This window comes from Streptomyces sp. NPDC005195 (genome assembly GCF_040608315.1).
Classification (GTDB): domain Bacteria; phylum Actinomycetota; class Actinomycetes; order Streptomycetales; family Streptomycetaceae; genus Streptomyces; species Streptomyces kaempferi.
Genome location: NZ_JBEXHZ010000019.1, coordinates 1 through 14,893 on the forward strand (window position 1 = coordinate 1; position 14,893 = coordinate 14,893).

A 14,893-nucleotide genomic window follows, 5' to 3' on the forward strand; every position below is an offset into this window, starting at 1 on the left:
CCACCCCCCCGCCGGGGCACCGCCGGCGCGGCGCGCGGGCGGGGGGGGGGGGGCCCCCGCCGCCCCCGGGCCCCGGGCCGCGGAAGCGGTTCTCCCCGCCCGGCGCCGTACACGGCCCGCGCTCGAACGTACCCTCGCGTCACCCGGTCGGCCCCCGACCCGATTGGCCCCGGCTCCTGCCGGGAACCCGCCCCACGTGCACCCACGTATCGAGGACTACGCGCTCATCGGGGACGAACAGACGGCCGCACTGGTGGGCCGGGACGGGTCGATCGACTGGCTATGCGTGCCACGGTTCGACTCGGCCGCCTGTTTCGCCGCGATGCTCGGCGACGAGAACAACGGCCACTGGCGGATCGCGCCCAAGGGAGCGGGCCCCTGTACCCGGCGCGCGTACCGGCCGGACTCCCTGGTGCTCGACTCGGAATGGGAGACGGACGACGGGGCTGTCCGGGTGACCGACTTCATGCCGCAGCGCGACAAGGCGCCCGATCTCATCCGCATCGTGGAAGGCCTCAGCGGCCGCGTCACGGTGCAGAGCACCCTGCGGCTGCGCTTCGACTACGGCTCGGTCGTGCCGTGGATGCGCAGGTCGGACGGTCACCGGGTGGCGGTCGCGGGCCCGGACTCGGTATGGCTGCGCAGCGAGCCCGAGGTTCCGACCTGGGGCAAGGACTTCCGTACGCTCTCGGAGTTCACCGTGGAGGCGGGTGAGAAGGTCGCCTTCGTCCTGACCTGGCATCCCTCGCACTGGTCGCGCCCACCGCTGATCGACCCGTTCGAGGCACTGCGGTGCAGCGTCGCCGACTGGCAGGCGTGGGCGGCGCGCTGCCGCTACGAGGGCCCCTACCGGGACATCGTGGTCCGCTCCCTGATCACCCTCAAGGCCCTCACCTACGCGCCGACGGGCGGCATCGTGGCGGCCCCCACCACCTCGCTCCCGGAGGAGCTGGGCGGCGTCCGCAACTGGGACTACCGCTACTGCTGGCTGCGCGACTCCACGCTCACCCTCGGCGCGCTCCTCGCGGCCGGGTACCACGAGGAGGCCGAGGCCTGGCGCGACTGGCTGCTGCGCGCGGTCGCGGGCGACCCGGCCGACCTGCAGATCATGTACGGGCTCTCCGGCGAGCGCCGGCTGCCCGAGTTCGAGCTGCCGTGGCTGCGCGGCTTCGCCGGTTCGTATCCGGTCCGGATCGGCAACGAGGCGGTGAAGCAATTGCAGCTGGACGTGTACGGCGAGGTCATCGATTCGCTCGAACTGGCCCGGCGTTCCGGCCTGCCGTCCAAGCCGCACATGTGGCGGCTGCAGTGCGCGCTGATGGACTTCCTGCGGACCGCCTGGCGGCAGCCCGACGAGGGGATCTGGGAAGTGCGCGGTCCCCGTCGGCACTTCGTGTACTCGAAGGTGATGGCGTGGGTGGCCGCCGACCGCGCCGTGCGCACCCTGGAGGCGCAACCGGGGCTCGGCGGCGACCTGGAGGGCTGGCGCGAGATGCGCGACGAGGTGCACGAGGAGGTGTGCGAGCGCGGGTTCGACGCCGAGCGGAACACCTTCACGCAGTCCTACGGTTCACGTGAGCTGGACGCGTCGCTGCTGCTCATCCCGCGCGCCGGTTTCCTGCCGCCGGACGATCCGAGGGTCGTCGGCACCATCGACGCGGTCCGCGCGGAACTCGAACGCGACGGCTTCCTGCTGCGCCGCTACAGCGAGGAGGACACGGACGTCGACGGCCTGCCGGGCGGGGAGGGCGCCTTCCTCGTCTGTTCGTTCTGGCTCGCCGACGCACTGCAGATGACGGGCCGTACGCAGGAGGCCCGCGACCTGTTCGAGCGGCTGATCGGGCTCGCCAACGACGTGGGGCTGCTCGCCGAGGAGTACGACCCCGTGGGGCGCCGCCAGCTCGGCAACTTCCCGCAGGCGTTCAGCCACCTCGGCCTCGTGGGCACCGCGTTCAACCTGTTCGGGGGCGAGAGCCCGAAGACGGTGGGAGGGGCCGAACAGCCGGAGTGACGGGGTGAGGGAGGATGGGTTCCATGGATCTTGGACTGAAGGACCGTGTGTACGTCGTCACGGGAGCCACCCGTGGTCTGGGCAACGCCGCCGCGCGCGAACTCACCGCCGACGGCGCGAAGGTGATCGTCTCGGGGCGCGACGAGAAGAGCGCCGCCGACGCCGCGTCCGCGCTCGGCCCGAACGCGGTCGGGATGGCCGCCGACAACGCCGACCCGCGGACCCCGGCCCGGCTGATCGCGGCGGCGCGCGAGCACTTCGGCGGATTCGACGGCATCCTCATCAGCGTCGGCGGGCCGCCGCCCGGGTTCGTCGCGGACACCACGGACGAGCAGTGGACGGCCGCGTACGAGTCCGTCTTCCTGGGCGCGGTCCGGCTGGCCCGCGCGGCCGTCGCGGAGCTGGGTGACGGCGGTGTCGTCGGCTTCGTCCTGTCGGGTTCGGTGCACGAGCCGATCCCGGGCCTGACCATCTCCAACGGTCTGCGTCCGGGGCTCGCCGGCTTCGCCAAGTCCCTCGCCGACGAGCTGGGCCCGCGGGGCATCCGCGTGGTCGGTCTGCTTCCGGCCCGCATCGACACGGACCGCGTCCGCGAACTCGACGGTCTCTCCGCCGACCCGGAGGGCACCCGGGCGGCCAACGAGGCCCGCATCCCGCTGCGCCGGTACGGCGCCCCGGAGGAGTTCGGCCGCACCGCGGCCTTCCTGCTCTCCCCCGCGGCGTCCTACCTGACGGGCATCATGCTGCCGGTGGACGGCGGTATGCGGAGCGGGTTCTAGCGACGGCGGCCGGCGGGCCGGCGGGCCCGCCGAGCCTTCCGGCGGCAGGCGGCCGGGGGAGCCCCGGTCCGCCGCCTTCCGGCTCAGCTCACGCGTTCCGCACGGTGCTTGACGGCGCGGAGACGCACCTCCGCGGGGAGCGCGGCGAGTCCCGCCGAGTCACGCGCGTGCGCGAGCGCCTCCGTCGTGAGCAGACGCAGCGTGTGTCCGGGGTCCACATGTGGTTCCAGCAGGAGCTGCACCTGTGCGCCCGGAGCGCCCCGCTTCCCGGTCAACTGCGCCTGGGCGTGCGTGACACCGTCCAGACGCCCCGCGTCCTCGGCGAGTACGCCCTCCAGGGCCCGGCCGCGCAGCAGCGCGCCCTCGCCGTCGCCGACGTCGACCAGTACCTCGGCCAGCCGGCGTCGGCGCAGCACGGCCGCCAGCCACCACAGGGCGAGCAGGACGAGCACCGCGAGCCCGGCGATGACGGCCGGCCACCACCAGCCCTGGTCCCGCCAGCGGGTCCGCCCGGCGTCGCTCAGCAGCACGTCGTGCGGCCCGTCGTGGATCCACCACGAGGGCGACCGCACACCCAGTCCGATCGCGAGGACGGAACCGCCGAGGACGACCAGGGCGAGCCCGACGACTCCCAGCAGCACCCGGTTGACGATCCTGAGCACCGTACTCACCCCTTCCGTCCGGGACGCCTCACGTGCACCGAGAGCGCGGGGGTCCGGGAGAGCCCCAGCCCCCTGATGCCGTCGGCGAGTGTGGCGTCCAGGTCGGCACGTACGTCGCCGAGTTCACGGAAGTGCGAGACCGCGTGGACGTCCACCGTGCGCCGCCCCGTACGGACCCTGGCCGACTGCACCCCGGAGACCTCCATGGCTCGGTCGCGCAGGGCCATGGCCGCGGCGTCCCGGTGCAGGCCGGCCCGTACGTCGTGGTGGGTGCGCCGCATCGGCAGGACGCCGCGCAGTCCCGGGGTCACCGCGAGGACGATCAGCCAGAGCCCGAGGGCCGCGGCGATCCCGGCGCCGACGAGTACCCAGGTGTCGTCGAGGGGGCGTTCGGCCAGTTGCCGGGCGAGAGACCTGCGCCAGTGGAGCGCGGGCCGGTGTGCGCGGACGGCCGTGACGTCGTACAGGAAGACGCCCGCGCCGGTCAGGAGGACCAGGGCGACGATCCCCGCGGGGACGCGGCGCATCGACCAGAACCGTCCCTGCGCGCCGTCCTCCTCGCCTAGGGTGCGCGCGGGGTCGTGGGCGTCCGCCGACGCGGACCGGTCGGGCTCGTCCTCGGGCGGCTTCTCCATCACGGGCAAGCGTCGGGTCGTGCTGTCGGAGCCCTGGGGCTCGTTCATTGCGTCCTCCCCTGCACCACGCCGGGTACCGGTACCAGGTGCAGCCGTTCCACCTGGACGGTCACCTCCGGCACTTCCATCCCCGTCAACGCGCTTACCCGCTCCTCGACATGACAACGCACCGCTTTGCAGCGGGCTCCGATGTCGGTGGGGTAGGCGAGTTCGAGGTGGACGTGGACACGGGCGGTGTCGTGACGCACGAGGACCGTCGCGTGCGGCGGCGCGGCGTCCGCGGGAAGCGGCCCGAGGGCCTCGCGGGCCGCCTGTGCGGCGGTCTTGGCCACGACGCGGTCGGCGATCCGGGTCGCGCCGCGCTCGGCCGCCACGACGACCGCCGAAGGGCGCCGGGTGTCACCGGGCGCACCGGTCACGGGTGTCACCGCCGCCGGTCGTCACGCGGGCGGAAGAGGGCGCCGAGGTCCAGGTCCCCCTCGAGGAACCGTCCGACGACGAAGCCGACGGCTCCCAGGGCGGCCACGAGCAGGAAGGCCCCGAATCCCCCGAAGTATCCGGCGAAGCCCAGCGCCATTCCGGCGATCATGCCGATCACGGCCAAGCTCATGTGCGCTCCTCAGCAGTTCGGTGGCCGGTCCGGTCACTGGAGCCGCGACTCCGGCTCCTCGTCCTCTTCATCGGGCAGCTTCACGTCGCTCACGGCGATGTTGACCTCGACGACCTCGAGACCCGTCATGCGTTCCACGGCCGTGATCACGTTCTCCCGGACCGCGCGGGCCACGTCCGCGATCGACACCCCGTACTCGACGACGATCTCCAGGTCGAGCGCGGTCTGCACCTCGCCGACCTCGGCCTTGACGCCCCTGGCGACGGATTTCGAGCCGCCCGGCACCCGGTCGCGCACCGCTCCGAACGTACGGCTCAGCCCACTTCCCATCGCGTGCACGCCGAGCACGTCCCTGGCCGCGAGTCCGGCGATCTTCTCCACGACGCCGTCGGCGATCGTGGTCCGCCCCCGGGTGGCGGGATCACCGCCGCCGCGCCGGGTGGGCTTACGGGTCTGGGGCGTCTCGCCCTCGGGGTTCTCCGTCCGGTTCCGCTCCGTCATGTCGGTCATCGCCGCACGTCCCTTTCGGTCGTCCTCCTCCGCCCACACTAAGTGCGCCCCCACGATTGCGCGCCAGGGATACGGCAGGCTGGAGGAATGACGTCGGACCGATGGACGCGGGCGGTAAGACAGCGGCTCGGGCTGGGGCGGTTCCTCCCCCTCGGCCACCGCCGCGACGGCACGTGGATCACCGAGGAGGCGGCCGGCACGGTGCTGCGGCGTGCCGCGGCCGCCGTCCCCGGTGTCCGCCTCGGCGCGTTGCGGCTCTCCCTCGCGGACCCGGAGCGGACGTACGAGCCCGCCGTGCCGCCTCCGCCCGGCGCGCTGCCGCCCGGTCCGCTCCGCGTCACCGGGGAGTTCGCCGCCTCGGCGGACCCTTCGGCGCGAGGCGGTGAACCGCTCCCGACGGCGGCGGCCCGGTTGCGTTCGGCCCTGGCGACGGCGGCGACGGAACGTCTGGGGCTCATGGTCACGGAGGTGGACCTGCGGGTGACGGAACTGCTGGACATCGACACGCCGCCCACCCCAGCGGACCGGGGGACCTCAGGCCCGGTCGACGGGCCGGGTCCAGCCGACGAGTCACGTCCGGTCGGCGAGTCGGATCCGGTCGGTGGATCGCGTCCGCTCGACGGGCCAGGTCCCGTCGGCGAGTCGGCCGAGGCAGAGGAGGCGCGCGTGGTGGCCGCCGTCCTGGCCGTCCCGGGGGTGGACGGTCTGACCGGCGCGCTGGGCCGTCCGGTCCACTTCGGCGAGGTCCACGGTACGGACCCGGCCCTGCCGCGCCGCCATGTGCGGGTCGAACTGGCGGTCTCGGCCGCCGAACGGACGGCGGACGTGGCTCGGGCGGTCAGGGCCCGCGTCGCCGAGGCTCTGCCGGACGAGCCGTCGGTGGCCGTACTGGTGACCGCCGTGCGTTAGCGGCGCGTGGTGTGCGGAGGCGCGTGGGACCGCCGGGCGGCACCCCGTACCCCGGCGCCGGAGGGTCTCAGTCCCCCGCGCCGGCGAGGTCCCGCAGTCGCCGGGCCTGGGCGGCGCGCTCGGCGCGGCGCTGCTCCTCGTACGTACGCTCCCGCGCCCCCCGCAGCAGCGCCTTGGTCTCGATGACGGCGTCGCGCGGCGCCGCGAGCAGGGCCGCGGCGAGGTCGTGTACCGCGTCGTCGAGCTGTCCGGCCGCGACCGCGAGGTTGGCGAGACCGGTGCGCTCGGCCTCCTCGGCCGCCACGAAGCGGCCCGTCGCGCAGATCTCGAGCGCGCGGGCGTAGCCCACCAGACCGACCAGCGGGTGCGTCCCCGTGAGGTCCGGCACGAGCCCGAGGCTGGTCTCGCGCATGGCGAACTGCACGTCGTCGGCGACGACGCGCAGGTCACAGGCGAGAGCGAGCTGGAACCCGGCTCCGATGGCATGCCCCTGCACAGCGGCGATGGACACGACGTCGCTGCGCCGCCACCAGGTGAACGCCTCCTGGTACTCGGCGATGGTCGCGTCGAGGTCGGCATCGGTGCCGCGCGCGAGGTCGATGAACGACGGTTCGCCGTCGAAGCCCTCGGGCGTGAACGCCTGCCGGTCGAGCCCGGCCGAGAACGACTTGCCCTCGGCACGCAGGACGACCACCCGGACGGTGCCCGGCAGTGACCGTCCGGCCTCCGTCAACGCCCGCCACAGAGCGGGACTCTGGGCGTTGCGCTTGGCCGCGTTGGTCAGCGTCACCATGGCGATCGCGTCGTCGACGGTGAGCCGTACGCCGTCCTTGTCGAGTACGGGGTCGAGATCCTTGTCGAGCGAAGCCATGGGGTGCCTCCGATGGGTGCGGTCGGATCAGGCGCGCACCCGTACGGGGAGACACACCTAAGTGACTGCACAGTAACCACCCGGTCGATCACCCGACCGACCGGGTGGCCACCACCGAAGCCGATGGGGACGCCCGGCCTCAGGCCGAGGCGGCCTTCTTGCCCCTCGTCGCTCCGCCACGCCCACGAAGCGTGACGCCCGACTCACTGAGCATCCGGTGCACGAAGCCATACGAGCGGCCGGTCTCTTCGGCCAGCGCTCGAATACTCGCACCGGAGTCGTACTTCTTCTTCAGGTCTGCCGCGAGCTTGTCGCGCGCGGCGCCGGTTACCCGGCTGCCCTTCTTCAGAGTCTCGGCCACCCGTGCCTCCTCATGGGAAGTGCGCTCTGGACTTCTCATGATCACCCCTCAAGGGCTTCCTGGCCAGCCATTCGGCAAGGTCGGTGGGACAAGGTTTTGACGACAGGAGCCCGTCCCCACGAGTGGAATCACATGTTCCGCCCTGGGCTCTTCGTACGCCCGAACGGGTTCTTCGGCAAAGTGCCAGGTCAGCGACGCGCAACGGCCGAGCCCTTGAGAACAAGGGACTCGGCCGAGAAATCGATGTACGACACACCTCGGTACGAGGAGATCTCACACAGATGATGGATCACGGATCGGCCGAATGATCCATACGCAGTGGATCAGCCATTCGATCACGCCGTGCTGACGGCCGTCCCAGGGCTGCCCGTCGGGTCCCCGGGGGCCGTACGAGGGATCAGGCGAGGGCGACGAGGTCCGCGTAGTCGGCGCCCCACAGGTCCTCGACGCCGTCCGGCAGGAGGATGATCCGCTCCGGCTGGAGCGCATGGACGGCGCCCTCGTCGTGCGTGACGAGGACGACGGCGCCCTTATAGGTGCGCAGCGCGCCGAGGATCTCCTCGCGGCTGGCCGGGTCGAGGTTGTTCGTCGGCTCGTCGAGCAGCAGGACGTTCGCGGACGAGACGACGAGGGTCGCGAGGGCGAGCCGGGTCTTCTCGCCACCGGAGAGCACACTGGCTGGCTTGTCGACGTCGTCGCCGGAGAACAGGAACGAACCGAGCGTCTTGCGGACCTCGACCAGGCCCAGGTCGGGGGCGGCGGAGCGCATGTTCTCCAGGACCGTGCGCTCGGGGTCGAGGGTCTCGTGCTCCTGCGCGTAGTAGCCGAGCTTGAGGCCGTGCCCCTCGACGACCCCGCCGGTGTCGGGCTTCTCGACACCGCCGAGGAGCCGCAGGAGGGTCGTCTTGCCAGCGCCGTTCAGGCCGAGGATGACGACGCGTGAACCCTTGTCGATGGCCAGGTCGACGTCGGTGAAGATCTCCAGGGACCCGTACGACTTCGACAGGCCCTCGGCCATGAGCGGCGTCTTGCCGCAGGGCGCGGGCTCCGGGAAGCGCAGCTTGGCGACCTTGTCGGAGGCCCGGACCGCCTCGAGCCCGGCGAGCAGCCGGTCGGCGCGCTTGGCCATGTTCTGCGCGGCGACCGTCTTGGTGGCCTTGGCGCGCATCTTGTCCGCCTGCGAATGGAGCGCGGCGGCCTTCTTCTCGGCGTTCTGCCGCTCGCGCTTGCGGCGCTTCTCGTCGGCCTCGCGCTGCTGCTGGTAGAGCTTCCAGCCCATGTTGTAGACGTCGATCTGGGCGCGGTTGGCGTCCAGATAGAAGACCTTGTTGACGACCGTCTCGACGAGTTCCACGTCGTGGGAGATCACGATGAAGCCGCCGCGGTACGTCTTCAGGTAGTCACGCAGCCAGACGATCGAGTCGGCGTCGAGGTGGTTCGTCGGCTCGTCGAGCAGCAGTGTGTCGGCGTCGGAGAACAGGATCCGGGCCAGCTCGATACGGCGGCGCTGACCGCCGGAGAGCGTGTGCAGGGGCTGGCCGAGCACACGGTCGGGCAGGTTCAGCGCGGCGGCGATCGTGGCGGCCTCGGCCTCGGCGGAGTACCCGCCCTTGGTGAGGAACTCCGTCTCCTGGCGCTCGTACTGCCGCATGGCCTTCTCACGGGTGGCGCCGCTGCCGTTGGCGATGCGCTGCTCGTTCTCCCGCATCTTGCGGATCAGGGTGTCCAGGCCGCGCGCGGACAGGACGCGGTCCCCGGCGAGTATGTCCAGGTCACCGGTGCGCGGGTCCTGGGGCAGATAGCCGACCTCGCCGGAGCGGGCGACCGTGCCCGCGGCGGGGACGCCCTCACCCGCGAGGACCTTGGTGAGCGTCGTCTTGCCCGCGCCGTTGCGGCCGACCAGGCCGATGCGGTCGCCCTTGGTGATGCGGAAGGTGGCGGACTCGATGAGGATGCGGGCGCCGGCGCGCAGCTCGATACCGGAGGCGGAGATCACGGACAGACTCCTGGGCAGGGTCGTTGGCGGGGTGGGCGGCTGAGGACGTTCCCGCCGTCTAGTGCGCGAGGAGAATGGCCATGGGCCAAGTCTAACGGCGCTGTGCAACCACTTTTCCTGTGCGCGGGTGCCCGGCACTGTGACGCTCGCCCGCTGTCAGCTGCCCGGCGGGGCGCGGTGCGGGGTGACGACGCCCAGGTCGTCCACCGCGACGAGCCCGTCCGTCCAGCGGTCCTCGGCGGGGCAGGGCCGGGCGATCAGGAGCACCGCGCCGTGACGAACGGCACGTGCGGGCGCGAAGCGGCAGCCGGCCCGGGCGGGCAGGACCCAGCGCAGGTCGCCGTCGGCGACCCGGTAGGCGGCGACCCGTTCGGGGGTGATCACGGCGAGCATGCCGTCGCCCAGGAGCCGCAGCACGCCGGTCGCCTTGTGGCCCGCGAGCCATCGGGCGGCCTGGGGCAGCGCCCGGTGCCAGCGGACGGCGCTCCCGTCGCGACGCGTCGTGTCGGTGACCAGCCCGTCGTCCCAGAGCGCGAGGGCGTGCCCGCGCGCGGGCAGCACGGCGAGCGGGCGGTGGCCCTCGCGCGCGTACGTCCAGCGGGCGCGGCCGGTCGCCGCGTCGTAGGCCTCGACGGCGGCGGCGGTCGTCCGCAGCGGGGGCCTCGACGGCGGCGGCGCGCCCTGTGCGCGCTCCACGCGCGCGGGGAGCGCGAGCCGGTCCCCGTAGGGGGCGGGACGTGCCTGGTGGGCGACGGCGAGGAGCAGCGGGACGGCGACGAGGACCAGCGCGCGAACCCTACGGCGGTGGACCGCGGGGGCAGGTGGTCCGGGGAGCGTGCGGCCGTCGCCGGCCGGGGCGGTCCGAGCGGACCCGTCGGGCCGAGCGGACCCGTCGGTGTGTACAGACCCCGTGGCCTGTGCGGACCCCGTGGCCCGTACGGGCCCAGCGGTCCGCGCGGACCGCGTCGCCTCGACCGGCACAGTCACCACCCCTGCCCCCTTCCTTCGCCCCTGCCCGGGCTCCGGCGCAGAGCGTAGGCGTGTCCCGGCGGGGCCTCGCGGGGACACGGCGACCGGCCGGGCGGAGATCCCCCGTTCGGCTCTCCGCCCGGAGCCGGGGAGCCGGTGCCGTACGAGGATGGCGGCACTGAGCGATGTACGCGGCCGTACGCGGAGGATGGTGCGCCCATGCAGTTCGACGACGACGCCGACCTGGACACCTCCGAGGTGCAGGATGCGCGCGGCAGCCGGATCCCCGGTGGACGGGCGACCGTCGGCGGCGGTATCGCCGGCCTGGTCGCGCTGCTGCTCGGGCTGTTCTTCGGCGTGGGACCCGACCAGCTCGGGCTCTCCTCCGGCGGCGACCATCCCGCGGCGACCTCCTCCTCGCTCGACCAGATCAAGGAGACGTGCCGGACGGGGCGGGACGCGAACGCCAAGGAGGACTGCCGCGTCGTGGCGGTGGTCAACAGCGTGCAGGACTTCTGGACGCAGGAGTTCGCGCGGCGCGGCGGTGTGTACACCGGTTCGCCGACCGTCTTCTTCAGCAACCGGGTGGCGACCGCGTGCGGCACCGCGACCTCGGCCGTCGGGCCCTTCTACTGCCCCGCCGACCGCAAGGTCTACGTGGACCTGGGCTTCTTCGACGACCTGCGGACCAAGTTCGGCTCCAGCGGCGGTCCGTTCGCGCAGGCGTACGTGGTGGCGCACGAGTACGGGCACCACGTGCAGGACCTGATGGGAACGCTGGGCAAGGCCCAGGACGGCGTCTCCGGCGCCACGAGCAACTCGGTGAAGCTGGAGCTTCAGGCCGACTGCTACGCCGGGGTGTGGGCGCACCACGCGACGACGACGAAGGACCCGTCGACGGGCAGGCCGCTGCTCAGCAGTCTCACCGCGGCCGACATCCGCGACGGGCTGGACGCGGCGGCGGCCGTCGGCGACGACCGGATCCAGGAGAGGTTCCAGGGCCGGGTGACGCCCGAGACCTGGACGCACGGCTCGGCCGCGCAGCGGCAGCAGTGGTTCTACCAGGGCTACCGCACCGGCGACATGGCGCAGTGCAACACCTTCCGCTGACGGCCCGGTCCCGACCGCGGGGGCGTTGTCAGTGGCCGGTGCGAGACTGTGGGTCAGGTCACATTCCGACGGCGGGACGAGAAGGAGTGGTCGGTATGGCGGGCATGGACGGCGGACGTCCGAGCATCTACCCGACACTGCTGTACGCGGACGCGAAGGCGGCGATCAGGCAGCTCACGGAGGCCTTCGGCTTCACCGAGCTGTCGGTGTACGAGAGCGAGGACGGCACGGTGATGCACGCCGAGCTGGTCCAGGGCACCGGAGCGGTGATGCTCGGTTCCAAGGGCCGCGGCGGGGTCTTCGACACCGCGATGAAGGGCGCAGGCCCCACCGGGGTGTACGTGGTGGTGGACGACGTCGACGCACACCACCGGCGCGCGGTGGACCACGGCGCGGAGATCCTGATGCCCCCGACCGACCAGGACTACGGCTCGCGGGACTATCTGGCCCGTGACGCCGAGGGCAACATCTGGAGCTTCGGCACGTACGCGCCGGAGACCGGCGCCTAGGGCCGCACGGCCCGGCGGCGCCGCTCAGCTCCCTCCGGTGTGCACCTGGAAGGCGGCCCGGCGAACGGCCTTGGCGAGCGCCGGGTCGGGGTGCGCGGCCGCGAGCGCGACCAGGACCTGGACGGTGCGGGGGTGCCCGACGGCGCGCACCTCGTCGAGGAGCGCGGGCACGGTCGGCTGCACGGCGGACTCCAGGTGGCGCACGAGGAGCGGCGCCTCGCCGTGGTCGGCGACCGCGGCGGCGGTGTCGACCCACAGCCAGGTGGACTCCTCACGGGTGAGCACCTCGTGGGCGTCCTCCGGGTCGTGGCCGTCGTGCTCGGCGAGCCAGAGCAGGGCGTAGGGGCGCAGCCAGCTCTCCTCGGCCGCGGAGCGCACATCGGGTTCGGCCGGGGCGCCGACCACCCGCAGGGCCTCGAAGGCGAGACCGCGGGTGAGGGCGTCCTCGCCGCGGGCGGCCGCCAGAAGTTCGGTGACGGCGCTGCCGACGGGGCGGGCGGCGAGCCACGCGCGGTACTCGGCGCGGGCCGCGTTCGGGCGCAGTTGGGCGCAGCCGCGGAGCATGTCCGCGGCGGGCTGCTCGATGTTCCCGGCGGGGCTCTGCGCCGCGACGCAGATCTGCTCCAGCTTGACCCAGACCGCCCAGCTGCCGAGCGGGGTGAGGGTGGCCTGCCCGTCGGCGCCGGTGAGCGCTCCCACGGCGGCGAGGGCGTGCAGGGCCCAGTCGAGGAGAGGGGCGAGCGGGGCGTCCGCGTCCGGGGGCGCGGCGGTCTCCGGGGCGGGCTCCGGCTGGGGGCCGTAGGGGATCTCGCAGCGCTCGGTGCGCAGCTCCGTGACCCGCTGTTCGAGGAGGTCGAGGAGCTGCTCCACGGGGACGGGCCCGGCGGAGAGCTGGAGGAAGGAGAGCACCTGCGGCATCGCGGAGACGACCTCGGCGACGGCGGACGCCTCACGGTCGGCGGGCTCCGGATGGGCGAGCGACCAGGCGTCGAAGAGGGCGACCCAGCCGCGCAGGACGGCGCTGTCGTCGCGGTTCCAGGCGCGCAGCCGCCAGCCGGGGCGGGCGATGTCGCCGTGCACCTCGACCAGGCCCGCGAGGCGTGCGGTGTCCCAGTCCGCGCGGACCTGAGCCGGGGTCAGGCCCAACTCCTCGGCGGCCCGTTCGGCGGTTGCTTCGGAGAGGGTGCCCTTGTCGTCGGGGGTCGCGCCGTCGCGTCCCGGGCCGAGCATGGAGTCGGCCCAGCGGGCGACGCGGGCCGCGTCGGCGAGGCCGGCGCGCGCCATGCGGGCGAGTTCCGCCGGCGGCGGGGTGCCCTCGGGGGGCCGGGGTGCGGGTCGGCGCGAGCTGCGCTGGGTCACCGCTCGGGGGGCGGCAGCCAGGGGCCGCGGGCGGACGAGTCGGAGCCTGGAGTCGCGCGGGTTACGGGACGTCACAGGTGCAGTCTTCCGGTTGGCGGTCCGAAAACCCAAACGGAATGTCACAGCAGGCGACAGGAGTGGCCAATGCACGGGGTTTTGCGGGGGCTCGACACCTGTGCGCGGGGCGCGGCGCGAGTTGGTCCGATCCGAACCGGAAGCCTGCCGGTGCCTTCGGCGGGGCGCCGTGCGGGAGGGGTGGCACAGCGCGCCCGGACGCCGGGCGGAAGGAGTGGCGCCGTGTGCCGGGGCGGCGGTCACCGGTTCTCGTGCGTCAGGCCGGGTCCCTACATCAGGGGGGTCAGGAAGCGGCGCAGGACCTCTTCGTACTCCGTGGGGTCGGCGTTCCACAGGGCGCCGTGCGGGGCCTGCGCGACCGTGTGCAGGGTCACCAGGTCCGGGCGGCGCCGGGCGAGACGGCGCGAGGGGCCCCAGGGGGCGAGGACGTCGTCCGGTCCGTGCAGCACCAGCGTGGGCACCTGGAGCCGGTCGGGATCGGCGGCCTGCCAGGTGCGGTCGCCGTGCAGTCCGGTGCGGCCCTGGGCGGCCCGGACCGCGAGCGGCAGCAGGGCTCTCGGGGTGTGGCGGGCGGTGGCGAGAGCGCGCAGCGTGGCTTCCCAGTCGAGGACGGGGGAGTCCAGGACCAGCCCGGCGATCCGGTCCCGCAGGGCGGAGTGGGCGGCGGTGCGCAGGGCCATCGTGGCGCCGGTGGACCAGCCGTACAGGACGACCTGCGCGGCGCCGTAGCGGACCGCGTAACGCAGCGCGGCGTCCAGGTCGCGCCACTCGGTCTCGCCGAGGTGGCCGAGGCCGTCCGGGGGACGGGGCGCGCCGACGTCTCCCCGGTAGGCGAGGTCGAGGACGGGGAGCCGGCTGCGGTGCAGGAACCGCATCACGTTCATCGGGAGTTCCCGGGTGGCACCCAGGCCGTGGACGGTGATCACCCAGGTGTCGCGGACGCCGGGCACGAACCAGGCGGGCAGCGGGCCCAGCTCGCCGGGCACGTCCACGTCGGCGTGGTCGAGGCCGAGCGCGGTGCTCGGGTTGCCGACGTACAGGTTCGGGGTGAGCCAGACCCGGTCGCCGGGCCGCAGGGTTCCGTGGGTGACGTGTTCGAGGCGGCGTACGACCGTGTCGGCGGTGTGGGGCGCGTTCTCCAGGACCGGGCCGACGACCGCGTGCGAGCCGTCGCCGGCCAGTCCGTACGTTCCCGGTCGCCGGGAGGCCAGGGCACGGGTGAGCGTGATCCGGCCCGGGGCCGTGGCGTGCACGGTCAGCCGCGGCTCGGTGGGCAGGGGCCGGCCGGGCGACACCTTGAGCGCGGCGTCGCTGGCGAACCGTCCCACCGCCACGGAGGCCGCGCTCGCGGCCAGGGCTAGGGTGACGGCCGCGGCCGTCGCTTTGGCAGTACGCACGGATTCAGTCTCACGGCGCATCCCGTTGTCGGCCAGCGGGAGCGCGGCCCGACGGCTCCCTCGTCCGGGACCGGAGACGGGGGTCCCGCGGAACCGCGGCGGAGCGACACAGCCCCGCGGTGAAGCGGCA

General features: G+C 73.5%; 16 protein-coding genes. 5 read left to right on the forward strand and 11 right to left on the reverse strand.

Going from position 1 to position 14,893, the window contains the following annotated elements:
• Nucleotides 1–196 precede the first annotated feature (196 nt).
• Nucleotides 197–2,011 carry a glycoside hydrolase family 15 protein gene (locus ABZV34_RS20515; RefSeq protein ID WP_356278326.1) on the forward strand — a complete coding sequence of 605 codons (1,815 nt, stop codon included), beginning with the start codon at nt 197–199 and terminating at the stop codon, nt 2,009–2,011.
• A gap of 23 nt (nt 2,012–2,034) precedes the next feature.
• Nucleotides 2,035–2,790 carry an SDR family oxidoreductase gene (locus ABZV34_RS20520; RefSeq protein ID WP_356278329.1) on the forward strand — a complete coding sequence of 252 codons (756 nt, stop codon included), beginning with the start codon at nt 2,035–2,037 and terminating at the stop codon, nt 2,788–2,790.
• A gap of 83 nt (nt 2,791–2,873) precedes the next feature.
• On the opposite strand, the gene amaP is transcribed toward ABZV34_RS20520, so the two are convergent.
• From amaP to ABZV34_RS20545, 5 genes are read right to left on the reverse strand one after another with little or no spacing between them, the layout of a single operon-like run.
• Complete coding sequence (gene amaP, locus ABZV34_RS20525; protein ID WP_356278331.1) at nt 2,874–3,452, reverse strand: alkaline shock response membrane anchor protein AmaP; 579 nt, start codon at nt 3,450–3,452, stop codon at nt 2,874–2,876.
• A gap of 5 nt (nt 3,453–3,457) precedes the next feature.
• Complete coding sequence (locus tag ABZV34_RS20530) at nt 3,458–4,135, reverse strand: DUF6286 domain-containing protein (RefSeq protein WP_356278334.1); 678 nt, start codon at nt 4,133–4,135, stop codon at nt 3,458–3,460.
• Nucleotides 4,132–4,506 (reverse strand): hypothetical protein, encoded by a 375-nt coding sequence (locus ABZV34_RS20535; RefSeq protein ID WP_356278337.1) that lies wholly within the window; start codon nt 4,504–4,506, stop codon nt 4,132–4,134. Before ABZV34_RS20535 ends, ABZV34_RS20530 begins: the two co-directional genes overlap by 4 nt.
• Before the next feature lie 5 nt (nt 4,507–4,511).
• Nucleotides 4,512–4,697, reverse strand: coding sequence for a hypothetical protein (locus tag ABZV34_RS20540; protein WP_168527459.1), 186 nt, complete (start codon nt 4,695–4,697; stop codon nt 4,512–4,514).
• 33 nt (nt 4,698–4,730) lie between these two features.
• Complete coding sequence (locus tag ABZV34_RS20545) at nt 4,731–5,207, reverse strand: Asp23/Gls24 family envelope stress response protein (protein WP_168527460.1); 477 nt, start codon at nt 5,205–5,207, stop codon at nt 4,731–4,733.
• 87 nt (nt 5,208–5,294) lie between these two features.
• Here ABZV34_RS20545 and ABZV34_RS20550 point away from each other — a divergent pair, with 87 nt between their 5' ends.
• Nucleotides 5,295–6,116 (forward strand): nucleopolyhedrovirus P10 family protein, encoded by an 822-nt coding sequence (locus ABZV34_RS20550; RefSeq protein WP_356278340.1) that lies wholly within the window; start codon nt 5,295–5,297, stop codon nt 6,114–6,116.
• A gap of 67 nt (nt 6,117–6,183) precedes the next feature.
• On the opposite strand, the gene ABZV34_RS20555 is transcribed toward ABZV34_RS20550, so the two are convergent.
• From ABZV34_RS20555 to ABZV34_RS20570, 4 genes are all read right to left on the reverse strand, one after another.
• Entirely contained in the window at nt 6,184–6,987 is an 804-nt protein-coding gene (locus ABZV34_RS20555; RefSeq protein WP_356278343.1) for an enoyl-CoA hydratase/isomerase family protein, read from the reverse strand.
• A 139-nt stretch (nt 6,988–7,126) separates the two neighbouring features.
• A complete protein-coding gene (locus ABZV34_RS20560) occupies nt 7,127–7,348 on the reverse strand; it encodes a helix-turn-helix domain-containing protein (RefSeq protein WP_006123601.1) in 222 nt (73 codons plus the stop codon).
• Between the two features lie 397 nt (nt 7,349–7,745).
• Nucleotides 7,746–9,344 carry an ABC-F family ATP-binding cassette domain-containing protein gene (locus ABZV34_RS20565; RefSeq protein ID WP_356278346.1) on the reverse strand — a complete coding sequence of 533 codons (1,599 nt, stop codon included), beginning with the start codon at nt 9,342–9,344 and terminating at the stop codon, nt 7,746–7,748.
• A gap of 156 nt (nt 9,345–9,500) precedes the next feature.
• The gene (locus ABZV34_RS20570; protein ID WP_356278349.1) at nt 9,501–10,334 is read right to left on the reverse strand and encodes a hypothetical protein; all 834 of its coding nucleotides are present in this window, start codon (nt 10,332–10,334) and stop codon (nt 9,501–9,503) included.
• A gap of 198 nt (nt 10,335–10,532) precedes the next feature.
• On the opposite strand from ABZV34_RS20570, the gene ABZV34_RS20575 reads away from it, so the two are divergent.
• Both ABZV34_RS20575 and ABZV34_RS20580 read left to right on the forward strand, forming a co-directional pair.
• Nucleotides 10,533–11,423 carry a neutral zinc metallopeptidase gene (locus ABZV34_RS20575; RefSeq protein WP_356278352.1) on the forward strand — a complete coding sequence of 297 codons (891 nt, stop codon included), beginning with the start codon at nt 10,533–10,535 and terminating at the stop codon, nt 11,421–11,423.
• Nucleotides 11,424–11,518: 95 nt separating this feature from the next.
• Entirely contained in the window at nt 11,519–11,932 is a 414-nt protein-coding gene (locus ABZV34_RS20580; protein WP_356278355.1) for a VOC family protein, read from the forward strand.
• Between the two features lie 24 nt (nt 11,933–11,956).
• Here ABZV34_RS20580 and ABZV34_RS20585 read toward each other — a convergent pair whose 3' ends face one another.
• Together ABZV34_RS20585 and ABZV34_RS20590 are read right to left on the reverse strand one after the other, a co-directional pair.
• Complete coding sequence (locus tag ABZV34_RS20585) at nt 11,957–13,366, reverse strand: hypothetical protein (RefSeq protein ID WP_356278358.1); 1,410 nt, start codon at nt 13,364–13,366, stop codon at nt 11,957–11,959.
• Between the two features lie 269 nt (nt 13,367–13,635).
• Nucleotides 13,636–14,763: an alpha/beta fold hydrolase gene (locus tag ABZV34_RS20590; protein WP_356278361.1), complete on the reverse strand. Its 1,128-nt coding sequence runs from the start codon at nt 14,761–14,763 to the stop codon at nt 13,636–13,638.
• Between the last annotated feature and the right edge of the window lie 130 nt (nt 14,764–14,893).